Source organism: Streptomyces sp. CNT360, assembly GCF_000424785.1.
In genome coordinates this window covers 730,597-751,355 of the sequence record NZ_AUKO01000001.1, presented here as the reverse complement: position 1 = coordinate 751,355, position 20,759 = coordinate 730,597, and the positions used below count along the sequence as shown (strand labels likewise).

The 20,759-nt window shown below is 71.4% G+C and carries 18 protein-coding genes; 11 read left to right on the top strand and 7 right to left on the bottom strand.

What is annotated here, in order from left to right:
* The first annotated feature begins 31 nt into the window (after nt 1-31).
* Nucleotides 32-2,083, top strand: coding sequence for a thioredoxin domain-containing protein (locus tag H297_RS0103265; RefSeq protein ID WP_027735889.1), 2,052 nt, complete (start codon nt 32-34; stop codon nt 2,081-2,083).
* Nucleotides 2,084-2,111: 28 nt separating this feature from the next.
* On the opposite strand, the gene H297_RS0103260 is transcribed toward H297_RS0103265, so the two are convergent.
* Nucleotides 2,112-2,762, bottom strand: coding sequence for an acyl-CoA-like ligand-binding transcription factor (locus H297_RS0103260; protein ID WP_027735888.1), 651 nt, complete (start codon nt 2,760-2,762; stop codon nt 2,112-2,114).
* A gap of 131 nt (nt 2,763-2,893) precedes the next feature.
* Between H297_RS0103260 and H297_RS0103255 the strand changes: the two genes are divergently transcribed.
* Both H297_RS0103255 and H297_RS0103250 read left to right on the top strand, forming a co-directional pair.
* Nucleotides 2,894-4,105 (top strand): pyridoxal phosphate-dependent aminotransferase, encoded by a 1,212-nt coding sequence (locus H297_RS0103255; RefSeq protein WP_027735887.1) that lies wholly within the window; start codon nt 2,894-2,896, stop codon nt 4,103-4,105.
* 127 nt (nt 4,106-4,232) lie between these two features.
* Nucleotides 4,233-4,646 carry an SCO4983 family protein gene (locus tag H297_RS0103250; protein ID WP_027735886.1) on the top strand — a complete coding sequence of 138 codons (414 nt, stop codon included), beginning with the start codon at nt 4,233-4,235 and terminating at the stop codon, nt 4,644-4,646.
* A gap of 22 nt (nt 4,647-4,668) precedes the next feature.
* On the opposite strand, the gene H297_RS0103245 is transcribed toward H297_RS0103250, so the two are convergent.
* Nucleotides 4,669-6,543 (bottom strand): phosphoenolpyruvate carboxykinase (GTP), encoded by a 1,875-nt coding sequence (locus H297_RS0103245; RefSeq protein WP_027735885.1) that lies wholly within the window; start codon nt 6,541-6,543, stop codon nt 4,669-4,671.
* A gap of 266 nt (nt 6,544-6,809) precedes the next feature.
* Between H297_RS0103245 and trhA the strand changes: the two genes are divergently transcribed.
* Nucleotides 6,810-7,580 (top strand): PAQR family membrane homeostasis protein TrhA, encoded by a 771-nt coding sequence (trhA, locus tag H297_RS0103240; protein ID WP_027735884.1) that lies wholly within the window; start codon nt 6,810-6,812, stop codon nt 7,578-7,580.
* 123 nt (nt 7,581-7,703) lie between these two features.
* Here the strand turns inward: trhA and H297_RS0103235 are convergent, their stop codons facing one another.
* Both H297_RS0103235 and H297_RS0103230 read right to left on the bottom strand, forming a co-directional pair.
* Entirely contained in the window at nt 7,704-9,299 is a 1,596-nt protein-coding gene (locus H297_RS0103235) for a D-aminoacylase (RefSeq protein WP_027735883.1), read from the bottom strand.
* Between the two features lie 131 nt (nt 9,300-9,430).
* On the bottom strand, nt 9,431-10,738 hold the full coding sequence (locus H297_RS0103230; protein WP_027735882.1) for an alanine racemase: 1,308 nt from the start codon (nt 10,736-10,738) through the stop codon (nt 9,431-9,433).
* A 211-nt stretch (nt 10,739-10,949) separates the two neighbouring features.
* Here H297_RS0103230 and H297_RS0103225 point away from each other — a divergent pair, with 211 nt between their 5' ends.
* The 6 genes from H297_RS0103225 (at nt 10,950) to H297_RS0103200 (ending at nt 16,928) form a co-directional block, all read left to right on the top strand.
* Nucleotides 10,950-12,221, top strand: coding sequence for a sugar kinase (locus H297_RS0103225; RefSeq protein WP_027735881.1), 1,272 nt, complete (start codon nt 10,950-10,952; stop codon nt 12,219-12,221).
* Nucleotides 12,218-12,991: an IclR family transcriptional regulator gene (locus H297_RS0103220; RefSeq protein ID WP_027735880.1), complete on the top strand. Its 774-nt coding sequence runs from the start codon at nt 12,218-12,220 to the stop codon at nt 12,989-12,991. Before H297_RS0103225 ends, H297_RS0103220 begins: the two co-directional genes overlap by 4 nt.
* A complete protein-coding gene (locus H297_RS0103215; RefSeq protein WP_027735879.1) occupies nt 12,988-13,401 on the top strand; it encodes a RidA family protein in 414 nt (137 codons plus the stop codon). The genes H297_RS0103220 and H297_RS0103215 overlap by 4 nt, the downstream gene beginning before the upstream one ends.
* Nucleotides 13,402-13,496: 95 nt before the next feature.
* Nucleotides 13,497-14,954: a GntT/GntP/DsdX family permease gene (locus H297_RS0103210; protein WP_027735878.1), complete on the top strand. Its 1,458-nt coding sequence runs from the start codon at nt 13,497-13,499 to the stop codon at nt 14,952-14,954.
* A 203-nt stretch (nt 14,955-15,157) separates the two neighbouring features.
* Nucleotides 15,158-16,006, top strand: coding sequence for a S1 family peptidase (locus tag H297_RS0103205; RefSeq protein WP_027735877.1), 849 nt, complete (start codon nt 15,158-15,160; stop codon nt 16,004-16,006).
* Between the two features lie 79 nt (nt 16,007-16,085).
* On the top strand, nt 16,086-16,928 hold the full coding sequence (locus H297_RS0103200) for a S1 family peptidase (RefSeq protein ID WP_027735876.1): 843 nt from the start codon (nt 16,086-16,088) through the stop codon (nt 16,926-16,928).
* A 100-nt stretch (nt 16,929-17,028) separates the two neighbouring features.
* On the opposite strand, the gene H297_RS0103195 is transcribed toward H297_RS0103200, so the two are convergent.
* The gene (locus H297_RS0103195) at nt 17,029-18,030 is read right to left on the bottom strand and encodes a chitinase (RefSeq protein WP_051351504.1); all 1,002 of its coding nucleotides are present in this window, start codon (nt 18,028-18,030) and stop codon (nt 17,029-17,031) included.
* Between the two features lie 281 nt (nt 18,031-18,311).
* Between H297_RS0103195 and H297_RS0103190 the strand changes: the two genes are divergently transcribed.
* On the top strand, nt 18,312-19,622 hold the full coding sequence (locus H297_RS0103190) for an Nramp family divalent metal transporter (protein ID WP_027735874.1): 1,311 nt from the start codon (nt 18,312-18,314) through the stop codon (nt 19,620-19,622).
* A gap of 96 nt (nt 19,623-19,718) precedes the next feature.
* Here H297_RS0103190 and H297_RS43955 read toward each other — a convergent pair whose 3' ends face one another.
* Both H297_RS43955 and H297_RS40120 read right to left on the bottom strand, forming a co-directional pair.
* Nucleotides 19,719-20,012, bottom strand: coding sequence for a hypothetical protein (locus H297_RS43955; RefSeq protein ID WP_027735873.1), 294 nt, complete (start codon nt 20,010-20,012; stop codon nt 19,719-19,721).
* Nucleotides 20,009-20,653 (bottom strand): hypothetical protein, encoded by a 645-nt coding sequence (locus H297_RS40120; RefSeq protein WP_486589382.1) that lies wholly within the window; start codon nt 20,651-20,653, stop codon nt 20,009-20,011. Before H297_RS40120 ends, H297_RS43955 begins: the two co-directional genes overlap by 4 nt.
* Between the last annotated feature and the right edge of the window lie 106 nt (nt 20,654-20,759).

Genomic DNA, 20,759 nt, shown 5'->3' with positions numbered 1-20,759 from the left:
TGGAAGCTTATGGCGTGAGAGGCTGGAGCGTATGAATCGCCTGGCCCGTGCCACCTCGCCGTACCTGTTGCAGCACGCCGACAACCCGGTCGACTGGTGGCCCTGGACGCCGGAGGCCTTCGAGGAGGCGCGGCGGCGCAATGTGCCGGTGCTGCTCAGCGTCGGATACGCCGCCTGCCACTGGTGCCATGTGATGGCGCGGGAGAGTTTCGAGGACGAGGCGACGGCCCGTCTGATGAACGAGAACTTCGTGGCGGTGAAGGTCGACCGGGAGGAACGGCCCGATGTCGACGCCGTCTACATGGAGGCCGTGCAGGCCGCCACCGGACAGGGTGGCTGGCCGATGACGGTGTTCCTGACGCCCGACGCCGAGCCGTTCTACTTCGGGACGTACTTCCCGCCCGCACCCCGGCACGGCATGCCCTCTTTCCCGCAGGTGCTGGAGGGGGTGCGTACCGCGTGGGAGGACCGTCGGGCGGAGGTCGCCGATGTGGCCTCCCGGATCAGTGCGGACCTGGCTGCCCGCTCCATCAGCCTGCCCGCGCCGCAGGTGCCCGGTGCCGAGGAGATGGGGGCGGCGCTGCTCGGGCTGACCAAGGACTTCGACGCGAGCCGGGGAGGGTTCGGCGGGGCGCCGAAGTTCCCCCCGTCGATGGTGCTGGAGTTCCTGCTGCGTCACCATGCCCGCACCGGCTCCGAGGGTGCGCTGCAGATGGTGGAGGCCACCTGCGAGGCGATGGCCCGCGGCGGCATCTACGACCAGCTCGGCGGCGGTTTCGCCCGCTACTCCGTGGACGCCGAGTGGGTCGTACCGCACTTCGAGAAGATGCTCTACGACAACGCCCTGCTGTGCCGCGTCTACGCGCACCTGTGGCGCGCTGGGGACACCTCCGGGCCGGAGGCGGGGGAACACACGGAGCGGGCCCGCCGTGTCGCGCTGGAGACCGCCGACTTCCTGGTCCGTGAGCTGGGCACCCAGGAGGGCGGGTTCGCCTCCGCGCTGGACGCCGACAGCGACGACGGCCGCGGCGGCCACGCCGAGGGCGCCTACTACGTGTGGACCCCGGCGCAGCTCGCCGAGGTGCTCGGGCAGGACGACGCGGAGCTGGCCGCCGCCTGTTTCCGGGTCACCGACGAGGGCACCTTCGAGGGCGGTGCCTCGGTGCTCCAGTTTCCCGACCGATCGGAGCCGCAGGACGCGGCCCGTCTCGCGTCGGTACGGCGCAGGCTGTTCGAGGCCCGTTCGGGGCGGCCCCGGCCCGCGCGGGACGAGAAGGTGGTCACCGCCTGGAACGGGCTGGCTGTCGCGGCGCTCGCCGAGACCGGCGCCTACTTCGACCGCCCCGACCTGGTCGACGCCGCACGTGCGGCGGCCCGGCTGCTGGTCGAGGTGCACACCAGCGAGGACGGGCGCCGCCTGGTGCGGACGTCGCGCGACGGCGTGGCCGGCACGAGTGCGGGCGTCCTGGAGGACTACGCCGACGTGGCCGAGGGCTATGTGACCCTGTACGCCGTCACCGGCGAAGCGGAGTGGCTCACTCGCGCGGGCGCACTGCTGGACACCGTGCTGGAGCACTTCGCCGCCGACGACGGCACCCTCTACGACACCGCCGACGACGCCGAGCAGCTGATCCGCCGCCCGCAGGACCCCACGGACAACGCCGTGCCCTCCGGGTGGAACGCGGCAGCCGGAGCGCTGCTCAGCTACGGCGCCTACACGGGCGAGAGCCGCTACCGGGAGGCGGCCGAGCGGGCGCTCGGCGTCGTGCGGGAACTGGCCGCCCGCGCGCCCCGCTTCCTCGGCTGGGGGCTCGCCGTGGCGGAGGCCCTGCTGGACGGGCCCCGCGAGGTGGCCGTCGTCGGTACCGCGCGGCAGGCGGGTGCCGACCTGCACCGGGCGGCGCTGCTGTCGACGGCGCCGGGCGCCGTGGTCGCCGCCGGGGACCCGGGGGAGTCGAGGGTGCCGCTGCTGGAGGGGCGCGGCCTGGTGGACGGGCGGCCGGCCGCCTACGTGTGCCGTGGCTTCGTGTGCACGGCGCCGGTGACCACCGCCGACGAACTGGCAGCCGCCCTGACCGAGTGAACGAGTCCCGGGAAGCCGGGTTCCGCCGCTACAGCGTCAGGCCGCGTTCGAGTACACCCAGGGCCTGGGTGACCAGGGCGCGCAGGTCGTCGAGGGTGCCGGTGACACCGGAGTCGGCCCAGGCGTAGAGGGCCTCCAGGAGCGCGCCGAGCATCGCGCCGGTGACGATCCGCAGCTCCAGGTCGTCCTCCGGGCGGCCGGTCCGCTCGGCGAGGGCCCGGCGCAGCAGCCACGCGGTGTCGGCGGAGTGCTCACTCATCCTGCCGCGCAGGGCGGGTACGTCCCGGACGAGCCGGAGGCGCTGGAACGTCTCGGCGGCGTCCGCCCGGTAGACCTGGGCGAGCGAGGCGTACAGCGCCTCCCGCAGCGCGGCCACCGGGGGTTCGCCCGCCGGCCTGCGCCGCAGGGCGTCCTCGACCAGGCGGTCGTACTCGTCCGTCAGCACGATGTCTTCCTTGGTGGGGAAGTAGCGGAAGACGGTGCTGGGGGAGACCTCCGCCTGGTCGGCGATCTGGTCGACGGGTGTGGCGTCGTAGCCCTGTTCCTCGAAGAGGCGGTAGGCGGTCCGCCGGATGGCGCGGCGGGTCCGGATCTTCTTCCGCTCGCGCAGACCCGGCCTGACCGGGGGGACGTCTGCGCCGGCGGCGGCGTCGGCGGAGGTCGTACGTGCGGGGGCCATGGATCTCATTGTCGGCCATGGCCCGCGGGCCCCGTCACGAGCGGACCGTCACCGGGGTGCCACGCGCGGACCGTCACCGGGGTGAGGGAAAACACCAAGCGCCCCGACAGGGGCGACCGTAGGCTGGCGTCATGCAGGTCATCCAGTCGACGAAGCTCGCCAACGTCTGCTACGAGATCCGGGGCCCGGTCCTTGAGGAGGCGCAGCGGCTGGAGGCGGCGGGGCACCAGATCCTCAAGCTCAACACCGGGAACCCGGCGGCGTTCGGTTTCGACTGCCCACCGGAGATCCTGGAGGACATGCTCCGCAACGTGGGCACCGCGCACGGCTACGGCGATGCCAAGGGCCTGCTGGCGGCGCGCCGCGCGGTGATGCAGCACTACCAGAAGCAGGGCGTCGAGCTGTCCGTCGAGGACGTCTACCTGGGCAACGGCGCCTCCGAGCTGATCCAGATGTCCATGCAGGCGCTGCTGGACGACGGGGACGAGGTGCTGGTCCCGGCGCCGGACTACCCGCTGTGGACGGCGTCCGTCTCGCTGGCCGGCGGCACGGCCGTGCACTACCGCTGCGACGAGCAGTCCGACTGGATGCCCGACCTCGCGGACGTGGAGCGGAAGATCACCGACCGGACCAAGGCACTGGTGATCATCAACCCGAACAACCCCACGGGCGCGGTCTACGACGAGGAGATGCTGCGCGGACTGACCGAGATCGCGCGCCGGCACGATCTGATCGTCTGCTCCGACGAGATCTACGACAAGATCCTCTACGACGGCGCCACGCACACTCCCACCACGGTGATCGCCCCCGACCTGCTGACGCTCACCTTCAACGGCCTCTCCAAGTCCTACCGGGTGGCCGGCTACCGCAGCGGCTGGCTCGCGGTGTGCGGGCCCAAGGCGCACGCCGAGAGCTACATCGAGGGCCTGACGATCCTGGCGAACATGCGGCTGTGCGCCAACATGCCGGCCCAGCACGCGGTGGCCACGGCGCTCGGCGGCCGGCAGTCCATCGAGGACCTGGTGCTGCCGGGCGGCCGGCTGTGCGAGCAGCGGGACGCGGCGTACGAGATGCTGACGCGGATTCCCGGTGTCACCTGTGTCCGGCCCAAGGGCGCGATCTACGCGTTTCCGCGGCTGGACCCGAAGGTGTACAAGATCAAGGACGACCGGCAGATGGTGATCGACCTGCTCCGCGCGGAGAAGATCATGATCGTGCACGGCACCGGCTTCAACTGGCCGGAGCCCGACCACTTCCGCATCGTCAACCTGCCGGCCGCCGACGAGCTGCGGGACGCGGTGGAGCGCATCGGGCGGTTCCTGGACGGCTACAGCCAGCCGTGACCGCGCCCGTCACCGGCCTGCGACACCGGGCTCAGCGACCGCCCTCCGTGACCGTTTGGTGAATACGGGCCAACTTTAGACGTTGTCCAAGTTAGGATGGTTTCCTGAACGCACCAGGAGGCCATCCATGTACGAACCGATCCGCACCAAGTCGGTCCACACCGTGGCGGAGAGCGCCCTGGCTGCGCTGCCCCGGCGTACCCGCGAGGAAGAACTCGACATCCGCCTGGCAGGGCACCTGACGGCGTTGCTGACGGTCACCGACGAGCTGCGCGCCCTGACGCCCTCCGCGTCGCTGGAAACGGCGGCCGCCGAGCTCGCCACGCATGCGGCCCGCCTCTCGGGCGGACGCGCGCCGCTGCGTGCCGAGCCCTCCGCGCCGCGGGCCGACGCCGCACACGTCGACTCCCTCCACGCGCGGGCGCGCACCCTCGCCGGCACCGCCCTGGCGGTGGCGACCTCGCGCGGTGACGAGGCCGTCGCCGCGCTGATGGCCGAACGCCTGGCGGCGCACGACACCAGCGAGGCGGTACCGGCGTAAGGGGCCGGGCGGGCCGCTTCCGTCAGCCCAGCCGCTGCACCAGCGCCCGGTACTCGTCCCAGAGCGCCTCGGGGGTGTGGTCACCGAAGGTGTTCAGGTGCTCGGGGACGAGAGAGGCCTCCTCCCGCCAGACGTCCTTGTCGACGGCGAGGAGGAAGTCCAGCTCCTTCTCGGACAGGCCGAGCCCCTCGGTGTCGAGGTCGCTCTTGTCCGGGAGCCGCCCGATGGGGGTCTCCACCGCCTCGACCTCGCCGTTCAGCCGCTGCACGATCCACTTCAGGACGCGGCTGTTCTCCCCGAAGCCGGGCCAGACGAACTTTCCGTCGTCGTCCTTCTTGAACCAGTTGACGTAGTAGATCCTCGGCAGCTTTGCGGCGTCGGCGCGCCGGCCGACCTCCAGCCAGTGGGCGAAGTAGTCGCCCATGTTGTAGCCGCAGAACGGCAGCATGGCGAACGGGTCGCGGCGCAGCTCGCCGACCTTGCCCTCGGCGGCGGCGGTCTTCTCGCTGGCGACGTTGGCGCCGAGGAAGACGCCGTGCTGCCAGTCGAAGGATTCGGTCACCAGTGGGACGGCCGAGGCGCGGCGGCCGCCGAAGAGGATCGCGGAGATCGGCACCCCCCGCGGGTCCTCCCACTCGGGGGCGATGATCGGGCACTGTCCGGCCGGCACGGTGAAGCGGGCGTTGGGGTGGGCGGCCGGGGTCGGTGACTCAGGCGTCCAGTCGTTGCCCTTCCAGTCGGTCAGATGGGCGGGCTTCTCCTCCGTCATGCCCTCCCACCACACGTTGCGGTCGTCGGTGAGCGCGACGTTGGTGAAGACCGCGTTGCCCCACAGGGTCTTCATCGCGTTGGCGTTGGTGTCCTCGCCGGTGCCCGGGGCGACGCCGAAGAAGCCGGCCTCCGGGTTGATCGCGTAGAGCCGGCCGTCCTCGCCGAACCGCATCCAGGCGATGTCGTCACCGATCGTCTCGACGGTCCAGCCCGGGATCGTCGGCTGGAGCATCGCCAGGTTGGTCTTGCCGCAGGCCGACGGGAACGCCGCGGCGATGTACTTGACGGCCTCCGCCCCGCCGCGCGGCGGCGTCAGCTTGAGCACCAGCATGTGCTCCGCTAGCCAGCCCTCGTCGCGCGCCATCACCGAGGCGATGCGCAGCGCATAGCACTTCTTGCCCAGCAGCGCGTTGCCGCCGTAACCGGAGCCGTAGGACCAGATCTCGCGGGTCTCGGGGAAGTGCGAGATGTACTTGGTGGAGTTGCACGGCCACGGAACGTCCTGCTCGCCCTCGTCCAGGGGGGCGCCGAGGCTGTGCACGGCCTTGACGAAGAAGCCGTCCTCGCCCAGTTCGTCCAGGACCGCCTGGCCCATGCGCGTCATCGTCCGCATCGAGACGGCGACATAGGCGGAGTCGGTGATCTCGACGCCGAGCGCGGAGAGCGGGGAGCCGAGCGGGCCCATGCAGAACGGGACGACGTACATCGTGCGGCCGCGCATCGCACCACGGAAGATGCCCTGTTCCCCGGCGAAGATGTCGCGCATCTCGGCGGGGTCCTTCCAGTGGTTGGTGGGGCCCGCGTCCTCTTCCCGCTCCGCGCAGATGAAGGTGCGGTCCTCGACCCGGGCGACGTCGGACGGGTCGGAAGCGGCGTAGTAGGAGTGGGGGCGTTCGACCGGGTCGAGCGCGGTGAACGTCCCCTTGGCGACCAGCTCTTCGCACAGGCGGTCGTACTCGGCCTGGGAGCCGTCGCACCAGACGACGCGGTCGGGCCGGGTCAGTTCGGCGATCCCCGCGACCCAGGAGAGCAGCTCCTGGTGCCGGGTGGGGGCGTCGCCCGAGGCCGGGGTCGCGGATGTTGCCGAGGGGGTCGGGATGGTGGGAGCCGCAGTACTGCGCGCCACGATCGCTCCAGACGTCGAGGGTTTGATGCTGCTGTCGAGCGCGCCCCTTGGGGGCCGCGACCCGGATGCATTCGTGGCAGTGGGTCCTTCTCGCTCATCCGGTGCCGCTTGTGCTCATCTGATCATGCGCCGCGCACGGGTGTCTGTCCAGACGGAGAACGTGTGTCAGGCGGCACCTATGGTCATCTCTCCTGTTCAACGCCGCTACGATGAGCGGGAGAACGGCCCGGAACCTACGGTTCCGTAGGTCTGGGTACGATGGCCCGATGACAGACTCCGCGTCCTCGTCCCCGGAGCGCGCCGTCTCCGAACGGACCGCCGCGCCGTCCTCGTCGGCCCCGCACTCGCCGGAGCCCTCGGCCGCGGCCAAGCTGTCCGCCTCGGCCCACAACGCGGCGCAGCTCATCAAGCCCAAGCTGCGCGGCTGGCTGCACCTGGGCATGTTCCCCGCCGTACTGATCGCCGGCATGTTCCTGACCGCGCTGGCCGACAGCCCGCGCGGCCGGATCGCGTGCGCCGTCTACACCCTGACGGCCTGCCTGCTGTTCGGCATCAGCGCGCTCTATCACCGCGGCGACTGGAGCCCCCGGGTCAACGCCGTCCTGCGCCGCCTCGACCACGCCAACATCTTCCTGATCATCGCGGGCACCTACACCCCGCTGACCATCCTGCTGCTGCCCGACGGCAGCCGTGACCTGCTGCTGTGGGGCATCTGGATCGCCGCCGCGCTGGGCATCGCCTTCCGCATCTTCTGGGTCGGCGCCCCGCGGTGGCTCTACACGCCCTGCTACATCGCCATGGGCTGGGCCGCCGTCTTCTTCCTTCCCGAGTTCATGCGGACCGGCGGCATCGCCGTCCTGGTGTGCGTCGTCGCCGGCGGAGTCCTCTACAGCGCGGGCGGCGTCGTCTACGGCATCAAACGCCCCAACCCCTCACCCCGCTGGTTCGGCTTCCACGAGGTCTTCCACTCCCTGACCCTGGCCGCCTTCGCCGTCCACTACGTGGGCATCTCGCTGGTGGCGTACCAGCACGCGTAGGGCCTTCGGCCCGGATCGGTCACGCACAACGACCGCATGAGGTGAGCAGGCGTGACGGTCGTGGACCACCTGCTCGCACGGGTGCTGGTGAGGTTTCCCGGGCTTCCCCGTACGGAACCGCCCTCATCCCGCCCGCCGCACCGACCGGCCCGCCAGGGCATCGGTCCGCTTGCCGTCGGCGATGACCTGCCGGCCCGCGACCAGGACGTGGGGGATGCCGGTGGGCAGGGCGCGAGGGGCCTCGAAGGTGGAGGTGGCGGCGACGGTCTCCGGGTCGAAGACGACCAGGTCGGCCACATTGCCCTCGCGTACGGTGCCGCGGTCGGGAAGGCGGAGGCGGGCCGCCGGGCGCCCGGTGAGATGGGCGACGCACTCCTCCAGCGAGAGGATGCCCAACTCGCGCACGTACCGCCCCAGATACTGCGGGAACGTGCCGTAGGCGCGGGGGTGCGGCTTGGCGCCCTGGAGGATGCCGTCGCTGCCGCCGGTGTGCACCCGGTGCTGCATGATCGCCCGGACGTTCTCCTCGTGTCCGACGTGCTGGAGGATCGTCGAGCCGAGCCGGTCCTCGACCAGCAGCCGGTGGGCCGTCGTCCACGGTTCCTCGCCCCGGGCCGCGGCCGACGCGGCGACCGTGGCGCCGACGTGGTCGGCGAGCGCCGGGTTGCTCACGCCGGAGATCTCGATGGCGTCCCACTCGATCGGCACCCCGTGGCAGCCGTCGGCGCCCTCGACCTCCATCACGTGCCGGATCCGCGCCGTCGTGGCCGGGTCGGCCAGGCGGGCGAGGGTCGCCTCGGGCCCGCCCTCGTTGGCCCAGCTCGGCAGCATCGCGGCGAGTGTCGTGCAGCCGGGGGTGTAGGGGTAGGTGTCGAGGGTGATGTCGGCGCCGCCGGCCAGCGCCGCGTCGAGCAGCGCCAGCAGCTCCGGTGCCTTCCCCTTGTTCACGCCGAAGTTCATGGTGGCGTGTGCCAGGTGCAGTGCGCAGCCGGCCTCGTGGGTGAGGGCGACCATCTCCTCGTACGCCTGGAGCGCGCCGGCGCCGTAGGAGCGGTGGTGCGGGCAGTAGTAGCCGCCGTACTCGGCGACGACGCGGCACAGTTCGGTCAGCTCCGCGTCCGAGGCGTACATCCCGGGCGTGTACGTCAGGCCGGACGACATGCCGACCGCGCCCTGCTCCATGCCCTCGGCGACCAGCCGCTTCATGGTGGCCAGTTCCCCGGCGGTGGCCGGGCGGTCGTCCCAGCCGGTCGCCAGCATCCGCACGGTGCCCTGCGGGACCAGGTAGGCGGCGTTGATCGCGGTGCCCTGGCGGTCGATGCGGTCCAGGTAGCCGCCGACGGTGCGCCAGTCGAAGTCGATGTCGCTGCCGTCGCCGTTCCAGCCGGTGATCGCCTCACGGACCGCGGCGAGGGTGGTCTCGTCGACGGGCGCGTAGGAGAGCCCGTCCTGCCCCAGCACTTCGAGCGTGACGCCCTGCGCGGCCTTCGCCGAGTGGTCCGGGTCGCGCAGGATCGCCAGGTCGGAGTGCGCGTGCATGTCGATGAAGCCGGGCGCGAGGACCTGGCCGCCTGCGTCGATGACGGTACGGGCACTCGGCCGCGGCTCGCCCTCGCGGGCGATCCGGTCGATGCGGCCTTCACGGACGGCGACATCCGCCCGGTAGGAGGGGGCGCCGGTGCCGTCGATGACGCGGGCGTCGCGGATGACGAGGTCCATGGGCGGGTGAGCTGCCTTTCCGGGTCTTCCGGGTGGGTGCGCTTACGGAGCTTCCCGGAACCTTTCGGGGACGTCTCGGGGTCCCAGGAAGCTGCCGGGCGGGCCGGTATCAGAAGAATCAGAAGAAGGGGTCAGAAGAAGGTGCGGACCAGGTCCACGACGGTGCCGTCGGCCTCCACCACCGGGATCACCTGCCACTTGTCGAAGATGGTGCACGGGTGGGACATCCCCAAGCCGATCCACTCGCCGACCTGGAGGGGCACGCCCTCGTCGGTCCGCAGCCAGGCGTGCTGGTCGCTGAGGGCGGTGACGGTGATGCCGTCGGCGTCGCGCACGCCCCCGTCCAGACCCCGTACCGCGTGGGGCTCGGGCAGCTCCAGGTCGAAGGCGGCGTCGCGCTTGCCGGCGTTGACGAAGGCCTGACCCGGCTCGGGCCGCGAGACAACCTGCGTCCACAGCGTGAAGGCTGCCTGGAGCCCGCCCTCGTCGGGGTGCCGGTTGAAGGGCGTCAGATGGCGGTAGTGGCCGTCGTCGTGGGAGACGTAGGCGCCCGAGCGCAGCAGCTTGAGCACCGGCACCGAGAGCGCGGGCACCTCGGCGAAGGCCTCCGCCACGGCGTCGAACCAGGCGCTGCCGCCCGCGCTGAGCACGATCTGGTCCAGCCCCGCGAACCGCCCGGCCGCGTCGAAGGCGGCAGCCAGCTCCACCAGGCGCCGCAGCCAGGCGCGCACCGCCTCCAGGGACGCGCCGGGCACCTCGCCCTCGTACCCGGCGACGCCGACCAGCCGCAGTGTCGCGGTGGCGGCCACCGCGTCGGCGACGGCGGCGCACTCCTGCTCCGTGCGGACGCCGGTGCGCGCCCCCTCGCCGGCGCCGAGCTCGACGACGACGTCGACCGGGCGGCGGGCGCCGGCCGCGCGGAGGGCCTCGTCCATGAGGGCGACGCCGGGTGCGGAGTCGACGTAGCAGACGAAGCGGAAGTCCGGGTCGGCGTCGAGTTCCGCGGCGAGCCATCGCAGCGCGGCGGCGTCCACCAGTTCGTTGGCCAGGAAGATCCGGGAGACCCCGAACGCGCGGGCGACCCGCACCTGGTGGGGGACGGCCAGGGTGATGCCCCAGGCGCCGTGCTCGATCTGGCGGGCGAAGAGCTGGGGAGCCATGGAGGTCTTGCCGTGCGGGGCGAAGGCCAGACCGTGCCGGGTGGTATACGCGGCGAGCGCGGCCAGGTTGTGCTCCAGCCGCTCGGCCGAGAGGGCGAGCACGGGGGTGGTGAAGCCGCCGGTGAACAGGGAGCGCCGCTCGGCAGCCAGCTCGCCGAGCGTGGTGCCCGCGGTGGCGGCGTCCGGCGGCAGACCCTTGAAGCGGTGGTCGGCGGGCTCGTCCGCCAGGCGGGCGAGGGCGTGGGCGGCTGCGGTGGGGCGGGGGCCGGGGGCTGCCATGCGGGACTCCGGGGATGTGACCGTGCGGAAGCCCGTTGCATTTTCTGCAACGAGCATTGCGTATGACGCTTATGGCTGTCTAGCATCCCGCCGAACGGCCGGTCAATGGAGCCGGACGAGCCGGTGCACGGCAAGCGCCCGGTGCGGGTGCGGTGCACGGCCGGCACGCGCCCGGCGGGCGACCAGCGAGCGACGAGGAGCAGCACCCACCGTGACCACCACCCCGAAGACCGATGTCGTCTGCCTGGGCGAGTCCATGGTCACGTTCCTGCCCTCGCGCCCCGGCCCGCTCGCCGACGTGCCCTCGTTCCAGCGCACCATCGGCGGCGCCGAGTCCAACGTGGCCTGCGCCCTGGCCCGCGCCGGGTACCGGGCCCGCTGGGTCAGCCGGGTCGGCGCGGACGGCTTCGGCGACCACCTGGTGGACACCATCGCCGGGCACGGGGTGGACACCACCGCCGTCGCGCGCGACCCCGAGCGGCCGACCGGCATCTACTTCCGCACCGACGGCGAGCGCGCCACCGGTGCCGACGACCCCGCGTGCGGTCGGGAGGCCGGCGCCCCGCCCACGCCCGGGGCGGGCACCGTGCCGTCCGCGCGGGCAGTCGCCCAGCCGCCCGCACCGGCGACCCCCGCGGCGCAGGGCGAGCGGCCGGGCGTGTCCGCGCCGCTGTCCGAAGTGGTCTACTACCGCGCCGGTTCGGCGGCCTCGGCCATGTCCCCGGAGACCGTTCCGGCCGAAGCGGTGCGCGCAGGGCACCTCCTCCATCTGACCGGCATCACCGCCGCCCTCTCCGCCGACTGCCTGGCCCTGCTGCGCACCCTCACCTCCGCCCGTCCCGCCGCGGCCCGCAGCGGCCACCCGGGACCGCTGGTCTCCTTCGACGTCAACTACCGGGTGGGACTGTGGCGCACCGCCCCCGAACCCGCCCCGGACGTGCTGCTGGAGCTGGCCCGGCACAGCGACATCGTCTTCGTCGGCGAGGACGAGGCCGCCGCCGCGTGGGGCATCACCGGCGGGCCCGAGGCGGTGCGCGCGGCGCTGCCGGAGCCGGCCGTGCTCGTCGTCAAGCAGGGCAGCGCCGGGGCCACCGCATACGTCGGTGACGCCGAGGACACCGCCGGAGGCGCGGGGGTGTTCGCGCCCGCGCTGCGGGTGGACGTCGTCTCCCCCGTCGGCGCCGGGGACGCCTTCGCCGCCGGGTTCCTGGCCGGCACCCTGCGCGGGCTGCCGGTGGCCGAACGGCTGCGGCACGGACACCTGATGGCCGCCGCCGTCCTCACCGCCGCCGGGGACCTCGCCGCTCCGCCCGCGCCTGAGACGGCCGACCGGCTGGTGGCCCTGGACGACGCGGCCTGGGGGAGACTGCGGCTGGGCCCCGGCTGGGCGTCGGAGGCGAGCGCCCCGGAGCCGGCGCACGGCCACGGGAGCGCGGACCCCCGGCAGCCGGGCGACACGTCAACGGAGGTGCGTACCGCATGAGTCAGACCGTCGATCGGGCGCTGAGCATCCTGCCGCTGCTCGCCGAGGGGCCCGCCAACCTGGAGCAGGTCGCCGCCGAGCTCGGCGTGCACAAGTCGACGGCGCTGCGGCTGCTGCGCACCCTCCACGAGCACGGCATCGTCTACCGCCAGCCCGACCAGCGCTACCGGCTGGGCGCGCGGCTCTTCGCCCTCGCCCAGGAGGCCGTGGAGAACCTCGACATCCGCGAGATCGCCCACCCGCACCTGGCCGAACTCAACGCCGCCTGCGGGCACACCGTCCACCTCGCCGTCTACGAGGAGGACGAGGTCCTCTACATCGACAAGGTCGAGAGCCGCTACCCGGTGCGGATGTACTCGCGCATCGGCAGGCCCGTGGCGATCACCGTCGCCGCCGTGGCCAAGCTGCTGCTGGCCGACCTGCCCGAGCCGGAGCGGCGCGCCGTCGCCGAGCGGCTCGACTACCCCCGCTACACGTCCCGTTCGACACCCGACGCCCGCGCGTTCCTCGCGGAGCTGGCCACGGTGCGCGAACAGGGCTGGGCCACCGACCTCGGTGGCCACGAGGAGTCCATCAACTGCGTCGGAGCCCCCATCCGGGGCGCCGAGGGGCGGGTGGTGGCGGCCATGTCGGTCTCCGCGCCGAACGTGGTCGTCTCCGCCGACGAACTCCTCGCCCTGCTGCCCCGCGTACGGCGGACCGCTGAGGCCATCAGCGCCGAGTACACGGGGCAACCCACCCCTCCGAGAACCAAGAGAGCCGCACCATGAGCGAGAAGCTGTCCAAGACCGCACTGACCCCGGCCACCCACACCACGCCGCCCGCTAAGTTCTCGCACGGTGTGCGCAAGGGCAACGTCCTCCAGGTCGCCGGGCAGGTCGGGTTCGGCCCGGCCGTCGAGGGCCAGGCCCCCACCCCGGTCGGGCCGTCCCTGCGCGAGCAGACCCTCCAGACCCTCGCCAACGTGGCAGCCATCCTCACCGAGGGCGGCGCCACCTGGGAGGACGCCGTGATGATCCGGGTATACCTGACGGACACCGCGCACTTCGCGGAGTTCAACGAGATCTACAACGAGTACTTCGCCTCCCTCCAGGAGGCCCCGGCCGCCCGTACGACGGTGTACGTCGGCCTTCCCGCCGGTCTTCTCGTCGAGATCGACGCGCTCGCCGTCCTCGGCTGAGCCGCTTCCCCTGCCTCGCCCCGGGGCCGCCCGACGGGCGCTTCCCGGGGCGTGTCGGCAGGGGCTCCTCTCAGCACTGAACAACGGAGTTCCCCATGCTCTCTGCCGCCGCCGAGAAGACGCCGCCCCACACGGGCGGCCTGCTGGCGCTCATACCCGGGACCGGGGGCCTGCTCACCGTGGCGGCCCTCGGGATCGTCCTGCTGCTCGTACTGATCATCAAGGTCCGCCTCCAGCCGTTCGTGGCGCTGCTCGCCGTCTCCATCGCGGTGGGGCTGGCGGCGGGCCTGTCCGTCACCGAACTCTTCGGCACCGTCCAGAACTCCGACGCCGTCTCGATGATCGAGTCGGGCATGGGCGGCATCCTCGGACACGTCGCCATCATCATCGGCCTCGGCACCATGCTGGGCGCCATCCTGGAGGTCAGCGGCGGTGCCGAGGCCCTCTCGGCGAAACTGCTGGGCCTCTTCGGCGAGAAGCGCGCCCCGCTCGCCATGGGGCTGACCGGCCTGCTCTTCGGCATCCCCGTCTTCTTCGACGTCGGCATCTTCGTGCTGGCGCCCATCGTCTACGCCGCCGCCAGGCGCAGCGGCAGGTCCGTGCTCCTGTACTGCATGCCGATGCTGGCCGGTCTGTCGATGACCCACGCCTTCCTGCCGCCGCACCCCGGCCCGGTGGCCGCCGCCGGACTGCTCCACGTGGACCTCGGCTGGATCATCCTGATGGGCGCCGTCTGCGGCATCCCCGCCGTGCTCGCCGCCTGGGTGTACGCGGCGTGGATCGGCAACCGGGTCTTCGTCGAGGTGCCGCAGGACATGCTGGAGGCGATGGAGGAGTCCCGGCGTGCCGTCGCCGCGGACCTGGACGCCAAGGCGGAGGAGAAGCCGGTCTCCGTCGGTACGGTGCTGGCCATCATCGGCACCCCGCTCGTGCTGATCCTGGCCGCGACGTTCTCCTCCATCGCGCTGGATCCCTCGACGGTCCGCTCGGTCATCGAGTTCATCGGCCACCCCTTCGTGGCGCTGACGGTGGCGCTGCTGCTGTCCTACTGGCTGCTGGGGCTGCGCCGCGGCTGGAGCCGCAAGTCGCTGGAGACGGTCTCCACCGCCTCGCTCAAGCCGGTGGGCAACATCCTGCTGGTCGTCGGCGCGGGCGGCATCTTCGGCGCCGTCCTGCAGGGTTCGGGCGTCGCGCAGGCGCTCGCGGACGTGTTCGGGGACGCGGGGCTGCCGGTGATCGTGCTGGCGTACCTGATCTCGCTGGTGCTGCGGGTGGCGCAGGGCTCGGCGACGGTCGCCATCGTCACCACGGCCGGGATCGTGGCACCGCTGCTGGCGCAGAGCGACCCCTCGCAGGCGCACGTGGCGCTGGTCATCATGGCGATCTCCGCAGGCTCGATCTTCGCCTCGCACGTCAACGACGGCGGGTTCTGGATGGTCTCGAAGTACTTCGGCATCTCCGAGCGGGACACCCTCAAGTCGTGGACGGTGCTGGAATCGGTGCTCTCGCTCGCCGGATTCGTGGTCGCCGCCCTGGTGAGCATCGTCGTCTAGGGCCACGCCCGCGCCGCTACGCCCGCCGCGCCGGCACGTCCGGCCGAGCCGCAGCCGGCGCACGGTACGCGCCGTATGCGCCGTACGCCCCCGGAATCGCGTCTGCCGATTCCGGGGGCGGTCTTGTGGCGGGCACCGACTGGCCCAAGAATGCGGGGCGTCAGACCGAACGAACCTTCGGTACCGGAGAGGAACCCCCCACCATGAACAGACCTCTCGTCGGCTCCCTCACCGCCGTCGTCCTCGGCGCAGCCGCGCTCACGGGCGTCGCCGCTGCGCCGGCTGCCGCCGCCCCCACCGACTCCGCACCGCACAAGGCCGCCCCCTCCTTCGAGGGCACTGTCGCGCTCAGCAACTGCTCGGGTTCCGTCGTCAAGATGCCTACCTCGCAGCCCGACGACCCCGCGCTGGTGCTGTCCAACGGGCACTGTCTGGAAGAGGGCATGCCCGAACCGGGGCAGGTGATCACCGACCAGCCCTCCGACCGCTACTTCACCCTGCTGAAGGCCGACGGCAGCGACGCGGGCACCGTCGACGCCACCAAGGTCGCCTACGCGACGATGACCGACACCGACGTGTCGCTCTACGAGGTCGGCTCCACCTACCAGGAGATACAGGACCAGTTCGGCGTCAAGGCGCTGGACCTGGAGGCGTCCCACCCCACGCAGGGCAACGCCATCACCGTCGTCTCCGGCTACTGGAAGGAGACCTACGGCTGCGCCGTCGACGGCTTCGTTCCCCAGCTGAAGGAAGACGGCTGGACGATGAAGGACTCGATCCGCTACACCGCCGACTGCCAGACCAAGGGCGGCACCTCCGGTTCACCCGTGATCGACGACGCCAGCGGCAAGGTCGTCGGCGTCAACAACACGCGGAACGAGAACGGTGAGGAGTGCACGCTCAACAACCCCTGCGAGGTGGACGAGAACGGCAAGACCACCGTCCACGAGGGGATCGGCTACGGCCAGGAGACCTACATCCTCGCGCCGTGCGTGGGTGAGGGCAACAAGGTGGATCTCGACGCCGAGGGCTGCACGCTCCCCAAGCCGTGAACGCCTCTCGCGTACGGACCTCGGGGCTGCGCCATGACGTGTCGATTCCTTTCGACGCATCCCGATGAATGAGGAGTACATGAGAAAGCCCCTGGTCAGTACGGTCGCGGCGGCGCTGTTCGGCGCCGCCGCGCTCGCGAGCACAGCCACGACGCCGGCGGCCGCCGCCGGTGGCGGCGGGGCCCCGCCGTCGTTCGAGGGCACCGTGGCGCTCAGCAACTGCTCCGGCTCCGTGGTCGAGCTCCGGCACTCCAAGGCCACCGACCCGGCCCTGGTGCTGTCCAACGGACACTGCCTCGAAGAGGGCATGCCCGGTGGGGGCGAGGTCGTCACGGACAAGAAGACCAGCCGCGACTTCACCCTGCTCGACGCGGACGGCAGCGACGCCGGGAAGGTGCACTCCGACAAGATCGCGTACGCGACGATGACGGACACCGACATCTCCCTGTACGAGACGACCTCCACCTACCGGGAGATCAAGCGCAAGTACGGCATCGACGCGCTGGAACTCGACGCCAGGCACCCGCGCCAGGGCCGCGACATCACCGTGGTGTCCGGCTACTGGAAGGAGAGGTTCAGCTGTGCCGTCGACGGCTTCGCCCACCGTCTCAAGGAGGGCGACTGGACCTGGAAGGACTCCATCCGCTACACGATGGACTGCCAGACCAGGGGCGGAACCTCCGGCTCGCCGGTCGTCGACGACCGCACCGGCAAGGTCGTCGGCGTCAACAACACCCACAACGAGGACGGGGAGATGTGCACCCTGAACAACCCGTGTGAGGTGAACGGACAGGGGCACGTCGTCATCCGCTACCTCAACGCGTACGGGCAGCAGACGTACCTGATCAACCCCTGCTTCGGGCGCGGCAACCAGCTCGACCTCGACGCGCGGGGCTGCCGGCTGCCCCGGCCGCAGGCGTAGCCCCGCCGCGGTCTCCGTCCGCACCCCTGCGCACGCGAGCGCCCCCGGACCGGACGAACCGGTCCGGGGGCGCTCGCGTGCCGCCGGTGACGGGGAGGTGTCACAGGGCGTGCACGTGGGGCCCCACGGTGCTCGACCAGCTGTTGCCGTCCGCCGCGTCCCACGCCGTGGACCACGCCATCGCGCCGCGGATGCCGGGCCACTTCTCGTCCGGGGTGAAGCTGCCGCAACCGGTGCCCTTGGCCAGGCAGTCGAGAGCGTCGTTGACCACACCCGGCTCGACGTACCCCGAGCCGGCCGCCTGCGAGGAGGCGGGGGTGCCGATGCCCACCTGGGAGGGGTCGAGCCCGCCCTTGATCTGCACGCAGGCCAGCGAGGTGAGGAAGTCGACGGTGCCGGAGGAGTAGACCTTGCCGTCGCAGCCGTTCATGGAACCGCTGTTGTAGTACTGCATGTTGACCACGGTCAGGTAGCTCTTGATGTTGAGCGCGGTCTTGAAGTACGCGTTGTCCGGCGACTGCATGTCGACGGTCTGCGGCGCCATCGTCACCACCACGTCGCTCTTGGCGTCGTGGATCGCGTCGAGGGCCTTGGTCATGTACGTCGCGTCGAGGCCGTTCTCCAGGTCGATGTCGACACCGTCGAAGCCGTACTCGTCCATGAGGGAGACGATGCTGTCCGCGAACGCGTCCGCGGAGGCGTCGTCGCTCACGGAGACGGCGCCCTTCTCACCGCCGACCGAGAGGACGACCGACTTGCCCTCGTCGTGCTTGGCGGCGACGTCGGCCTTGAACTGCTCCTCGGAGTAGTCGAGCTCGGGGTCCAGGGTGAAGTCGACCTGCCCGGGGGAGCCCGTCGCCTCGGCGAAGGCCACGGCGATGATGTCGTACTCGTCCTGCACGTCGGCGAGGGTCTGCACGGTGGCGCCGTTGTCGAAGTTCTGCCAGTAGCCGGTCACCGCGTGCTCGGGCACCTGCGAGGCGCCGACCCGGGGCCCCGGGCCGCCGGCCGGGGACTCGGCGTGCGCGGCCGCCGGGCCGAGCGCGACCAGGCCGACAGCGGCGAGGACCGAGGCGGTGAGCGAGGCGGCCAGCGCGGCCAGAGCGCGTGGGGACGTGCGCCGTGGTGACGACGTACGGCGTGGTGACGTATGGCGTGCGGGACGGGACACAACTGCCTCCGATGTGGGGGGACATGGGGGAGGTGGTGCGCATGCGCCGTACAACCTGGTCCAGACCATTGGGGTTGTCAAGGTGTACGACAACGAACGGTGCCGTCCCCACCCCTTGTGCCGCGCGTCCGCAGACGGTTACATGCGCCTGCGACCTGCGCGGTCGTGCCCAGCAACCCCGAAGTCCCTGCGTACGGCGGAGGCAGCACGGTATGTCAGGCCCGGACACCACACCCCCGGCAACCGGCGGCGACGCCGCCCCGCCGGTGCGCAAGCCCAGTTGGAAGATGATCGGTCCCGGCATGGTCGTCGCCGCGACCGGTGTCGGCGCCGGAGACCTGGTCGCCACCCTCATCGCGGGCAGCAAGTTCGGCTACACCCTGCTGTGGGCGGCGGTCATCGGCTGCATCGTCAAGATCGCGCTCGCCGAGGCCACCGGACGGTGGCACCTGGCCACCGGGCGCACCATCTTCGACGGCTGGCGCAGCCTCGGCGCCTGGACCACCGTCTACTTCGCGGTGTACGTCGTCGTCTGGGGCTTCGTCTACGGCGCGACCGCCATGTCCTCCAGCGCCCTGCCGCTCGCCGCGCTCTTCCCCGACGTACTGCCGCTCAAGGTGTGGGCCATCATCACCGGGCTGATCGGCCTGGCGTTCGTGTGGACCAACCGGTACGCCGTCGTCGAGAAGATCATGATGGTGTTCGTCGGCGTGATGTTCGTGGTCGTCGTCTTCGTCGCGCTCCGCGTCGCCCCCGACCTGCCGCGGGCCTTCGCCGGACTGCTGCCCGTGCTGCCCTCCGGCTCCATCGTCTACACGCTCGGCCTGGTCGGCGGCGTCGGCGGCACCATCACCATGGCCGCCTACGGCTACTGGATCAACGCCAAGGGCTGGACCGACAGCAGCTGGATGAAGATGATGCGGCTCGACAACCGCGTCGCCTACATCACCACCGGCGTCTTCGTCGTCGCCATGCTCATCATCGGCGCCGAGCTGCTGCACGCCTCCCATGTCGCCCTCGCCACCGGCGACAAGGGCCTCCTGGACCTGGACTCCGTCCTGGAGAGGCGGTTCGGCGGCTTCACCGCCAAGCTCTTCCTCATCGGCTTCTTCGCCGCCTCGTTCTCCTCCCTGGTGGGCGTCTGGCACGGCGTGAGCCTGATGTTCGCGGACTTCGTGGAACGGCTGCGGGCCGCCCGCGGCCAGGACGCCGCGGCGGGAGTGGCCCCCCTGGCCCGGGGAGAGCAGGAGCGCTCCTGGCCCTTCCGCGGCTACCTGCTGTGGCTGACGTTCCCGCCCATGGCCCTGCTCTGGCTCGACCAGCCGTTCGGGCTCGTCATCGCCTACGGCGTGCTCGGCGCCTTCTTCATGCCCTTCCTCGCCGCCACCCTCCTGTGGCTCCTCAACACCGACCGCACCCCCAGCGAGTGGCGCAACGGCCCCCTCAGCAACGTCCTGCTCGCGGCGTCCTGCGTCCTCTTCCTCGTCCTGTGCGTCCAGGAACTCCGCGACCTCCCCTGGTGATCACCCCGGGCCACCGTGGAACAGCCCCGCGGCATCACCGCCCCACCACGCCTCCTCCGGCCAGGGTGCCGCGTCCGGCGGAGTGGCTGCCGTTCTTCACGCCGTTTCGTCTTCCTCGAACAGGTGGCCGGGATCGGTGGCGGTGAAGGCCCGTTCCAGCCAGGTGTCGAGGGTGCCCGGGTCGGTGCAGGTGGTGATGCGGGCGCGCTGCGCGGGGGTGACGGGGATGCCGCGCCACTCCAGCAGATGCAGCACCGAGTCGGCCTTGCCCTTCGCCTCGCCCTTGGCCTCACCCCTGGCCTCGCCCTCGGCGATGCCCTCGGCCTTGCCCTCCAGGAAGGTCTCCTCCACGAGCGTGCCGCGTCCGGGGAAGTAGCTGCCGTTCTTCATGAGCTTTCTCCAAGTTCGCTGAGCCGGGCCGTTGCCGAGACCGACTCCAACAGTTCCGCGTAATAGCGAAGGGACTCGTCGTCGGCTCGACCGAGGGCACGTGCCAGGGCATCCAGTATGGCGGAGATGTCCGGACTCCTGCCATGAGTCATTGCCGCGAAGGTGGCCATCGCGAGATCTTCGGCCGCCTCCTCCGGGTCGACGATCATCGGCACGTTGCCGGGCCCGAGGACGAGCGGCCTCACGGTGAGGGGATTCCAGTCGCCGGTCCCCAGGTGGAAGGGGCCCACGGCCCACTCGGCCGTCTCCTTGTCGTGGCAGAGCACCACCAGCAGCGCTGGGCACCTGTTCTTCGACTCCAGGAAGGAGAGGTAGTAGGCCCAGCTCCTTTCCTTCTCCGGGTCGGGCCGGCTCTGTGCCTCGATGGCGAGCATCGTGGGCGTACCGCCGTCCCGCGGATTCAGTCGCAGCACGGTGTCCATGCGTCGCTCGATCGGTTTGAGCTCGGTGGCGTCAGGGGTGAGTACTTCGACGAGGGAGTCCTCGGGGAGGGAGACGCCCAGCAGCCGGAAGGTGGGGACGAGCAGCGCGGGCCGTTCCTGGAAGATCCGGTGTGCCGTCTCGTGACGGGAGGTGACCATGGCTGGACGCTATGAAGATCAGCAGGGGGTCGCGGGCGAAACCGTGGCGTGACCATCAGATCGGATGAACACTCCCCGGGGGGGCCGCAGTCCGGAACCCGTGGGG

Bases quoted from the DNA above. Each gene is read 5' to 3' on its own strand.
- H297_RS0103220 (WP_027735880.1), top strand. From the start codon at position 12,218: ATGAGTCAGACCGTCGATCGGGCGCTGAGCATCCTGCCGCTGCTCGCC.
- H297_RS0103265 (WP_027735889.1), top strand. From the start codon at position 32: ATGAATCGCCTGGCCCGTGCCACCTCGCCGTACCTGTTGCAGCACGCC.
- trhA (WP_027735884.1), top strand. From the start codon at position 6,810: ATGACAGACTCCGCGTCCTCGTCCCCGGAGCGCGCCGTCTCCGAACGG.
- H297_RS0103200 (WP_027735876.1), top strand. From the start codon at position 16,086: ATGAGAAAGCCCCTGGTCAGTACGGTCGCGGCGGCGCTGTTCGGCGCC.
- H297_RS40120 (WP_486589382.1), bottom strand. From the start codon at position 20,653: ATGGTCACCTCCCGTCACGAGACGGCACACCGGATCTTCCAGGAACGG.
- H297_RS0103250 (WP_027735886.1), top strand. From the start codon at position 4,233: ATGTACGAACCGATCCGCACCAAGTCGGTCCACACCGTGGCGGAGAGC.
- H297_RS0103235 (WP_027735883.1), bottom strand. From the start codon at position 9,299: ATGGACCTCGTCATCCGCGACGCCCGCGTCATCGACGGCACCGGCGCC.
- H297_RS0103260 (WP_027735888.1), bottom strand. From the start codon at position 2,762: ATGGCCCCCGCACGTACGACCTCCGCCGACGCCGCCGCCGGCGCAGAC.
- H297_RS0103215 (WP_027735879.1), top strand. From the start codon at position 12,988: ATGAGCGAGAAGCTGTCCAAGACCGCACTGACCCCGGCCACCCACACC.
- H297_RS0103230 (WP_027735882.1), bottom strand. From the start codon at position 10,738: ATGGCAGCCCCCGGCCCCCGCCCCACCGCAGCCGCCCACGCCCTCGCC.
- H297_RS0103205 (WP_027735877.1), top strand. From the start codon at position 15,158: ATGAACAGACCTCTCGTCGGCTCCCTCACCGCCGTCGTCCTCGGCGCA.
- H297_RS43955 (WP_027735873.1), bottom strand. From the start codon at position 20,012: ATGAAGAACGGCAGCTACTTCCCCGGACGCGGCACGCTCGTGGAGGAG.
- H297_RS0103210 (WP_027735878.1), top strand. From the start codon at position 13,497: ATGCTCTCTGCCGCCGCCGAGAAGACGCCGCCCCACACGGGCGGCCTG.
- H297_RS0103190 (WP_027735874.1), top strand. From the start codon at position 18,312: ATGTCAGGCCCGGACACCACACCCCCGGCAACCGGCGGCGACGCCGCC.
- H297_RS0103255 (WP_027735887.1), top strand. From the start codon at position 2,894: ATGCAGGTCATCCAGTCGACGAAGCTCGCCAACGTCTGCTACGAGATC.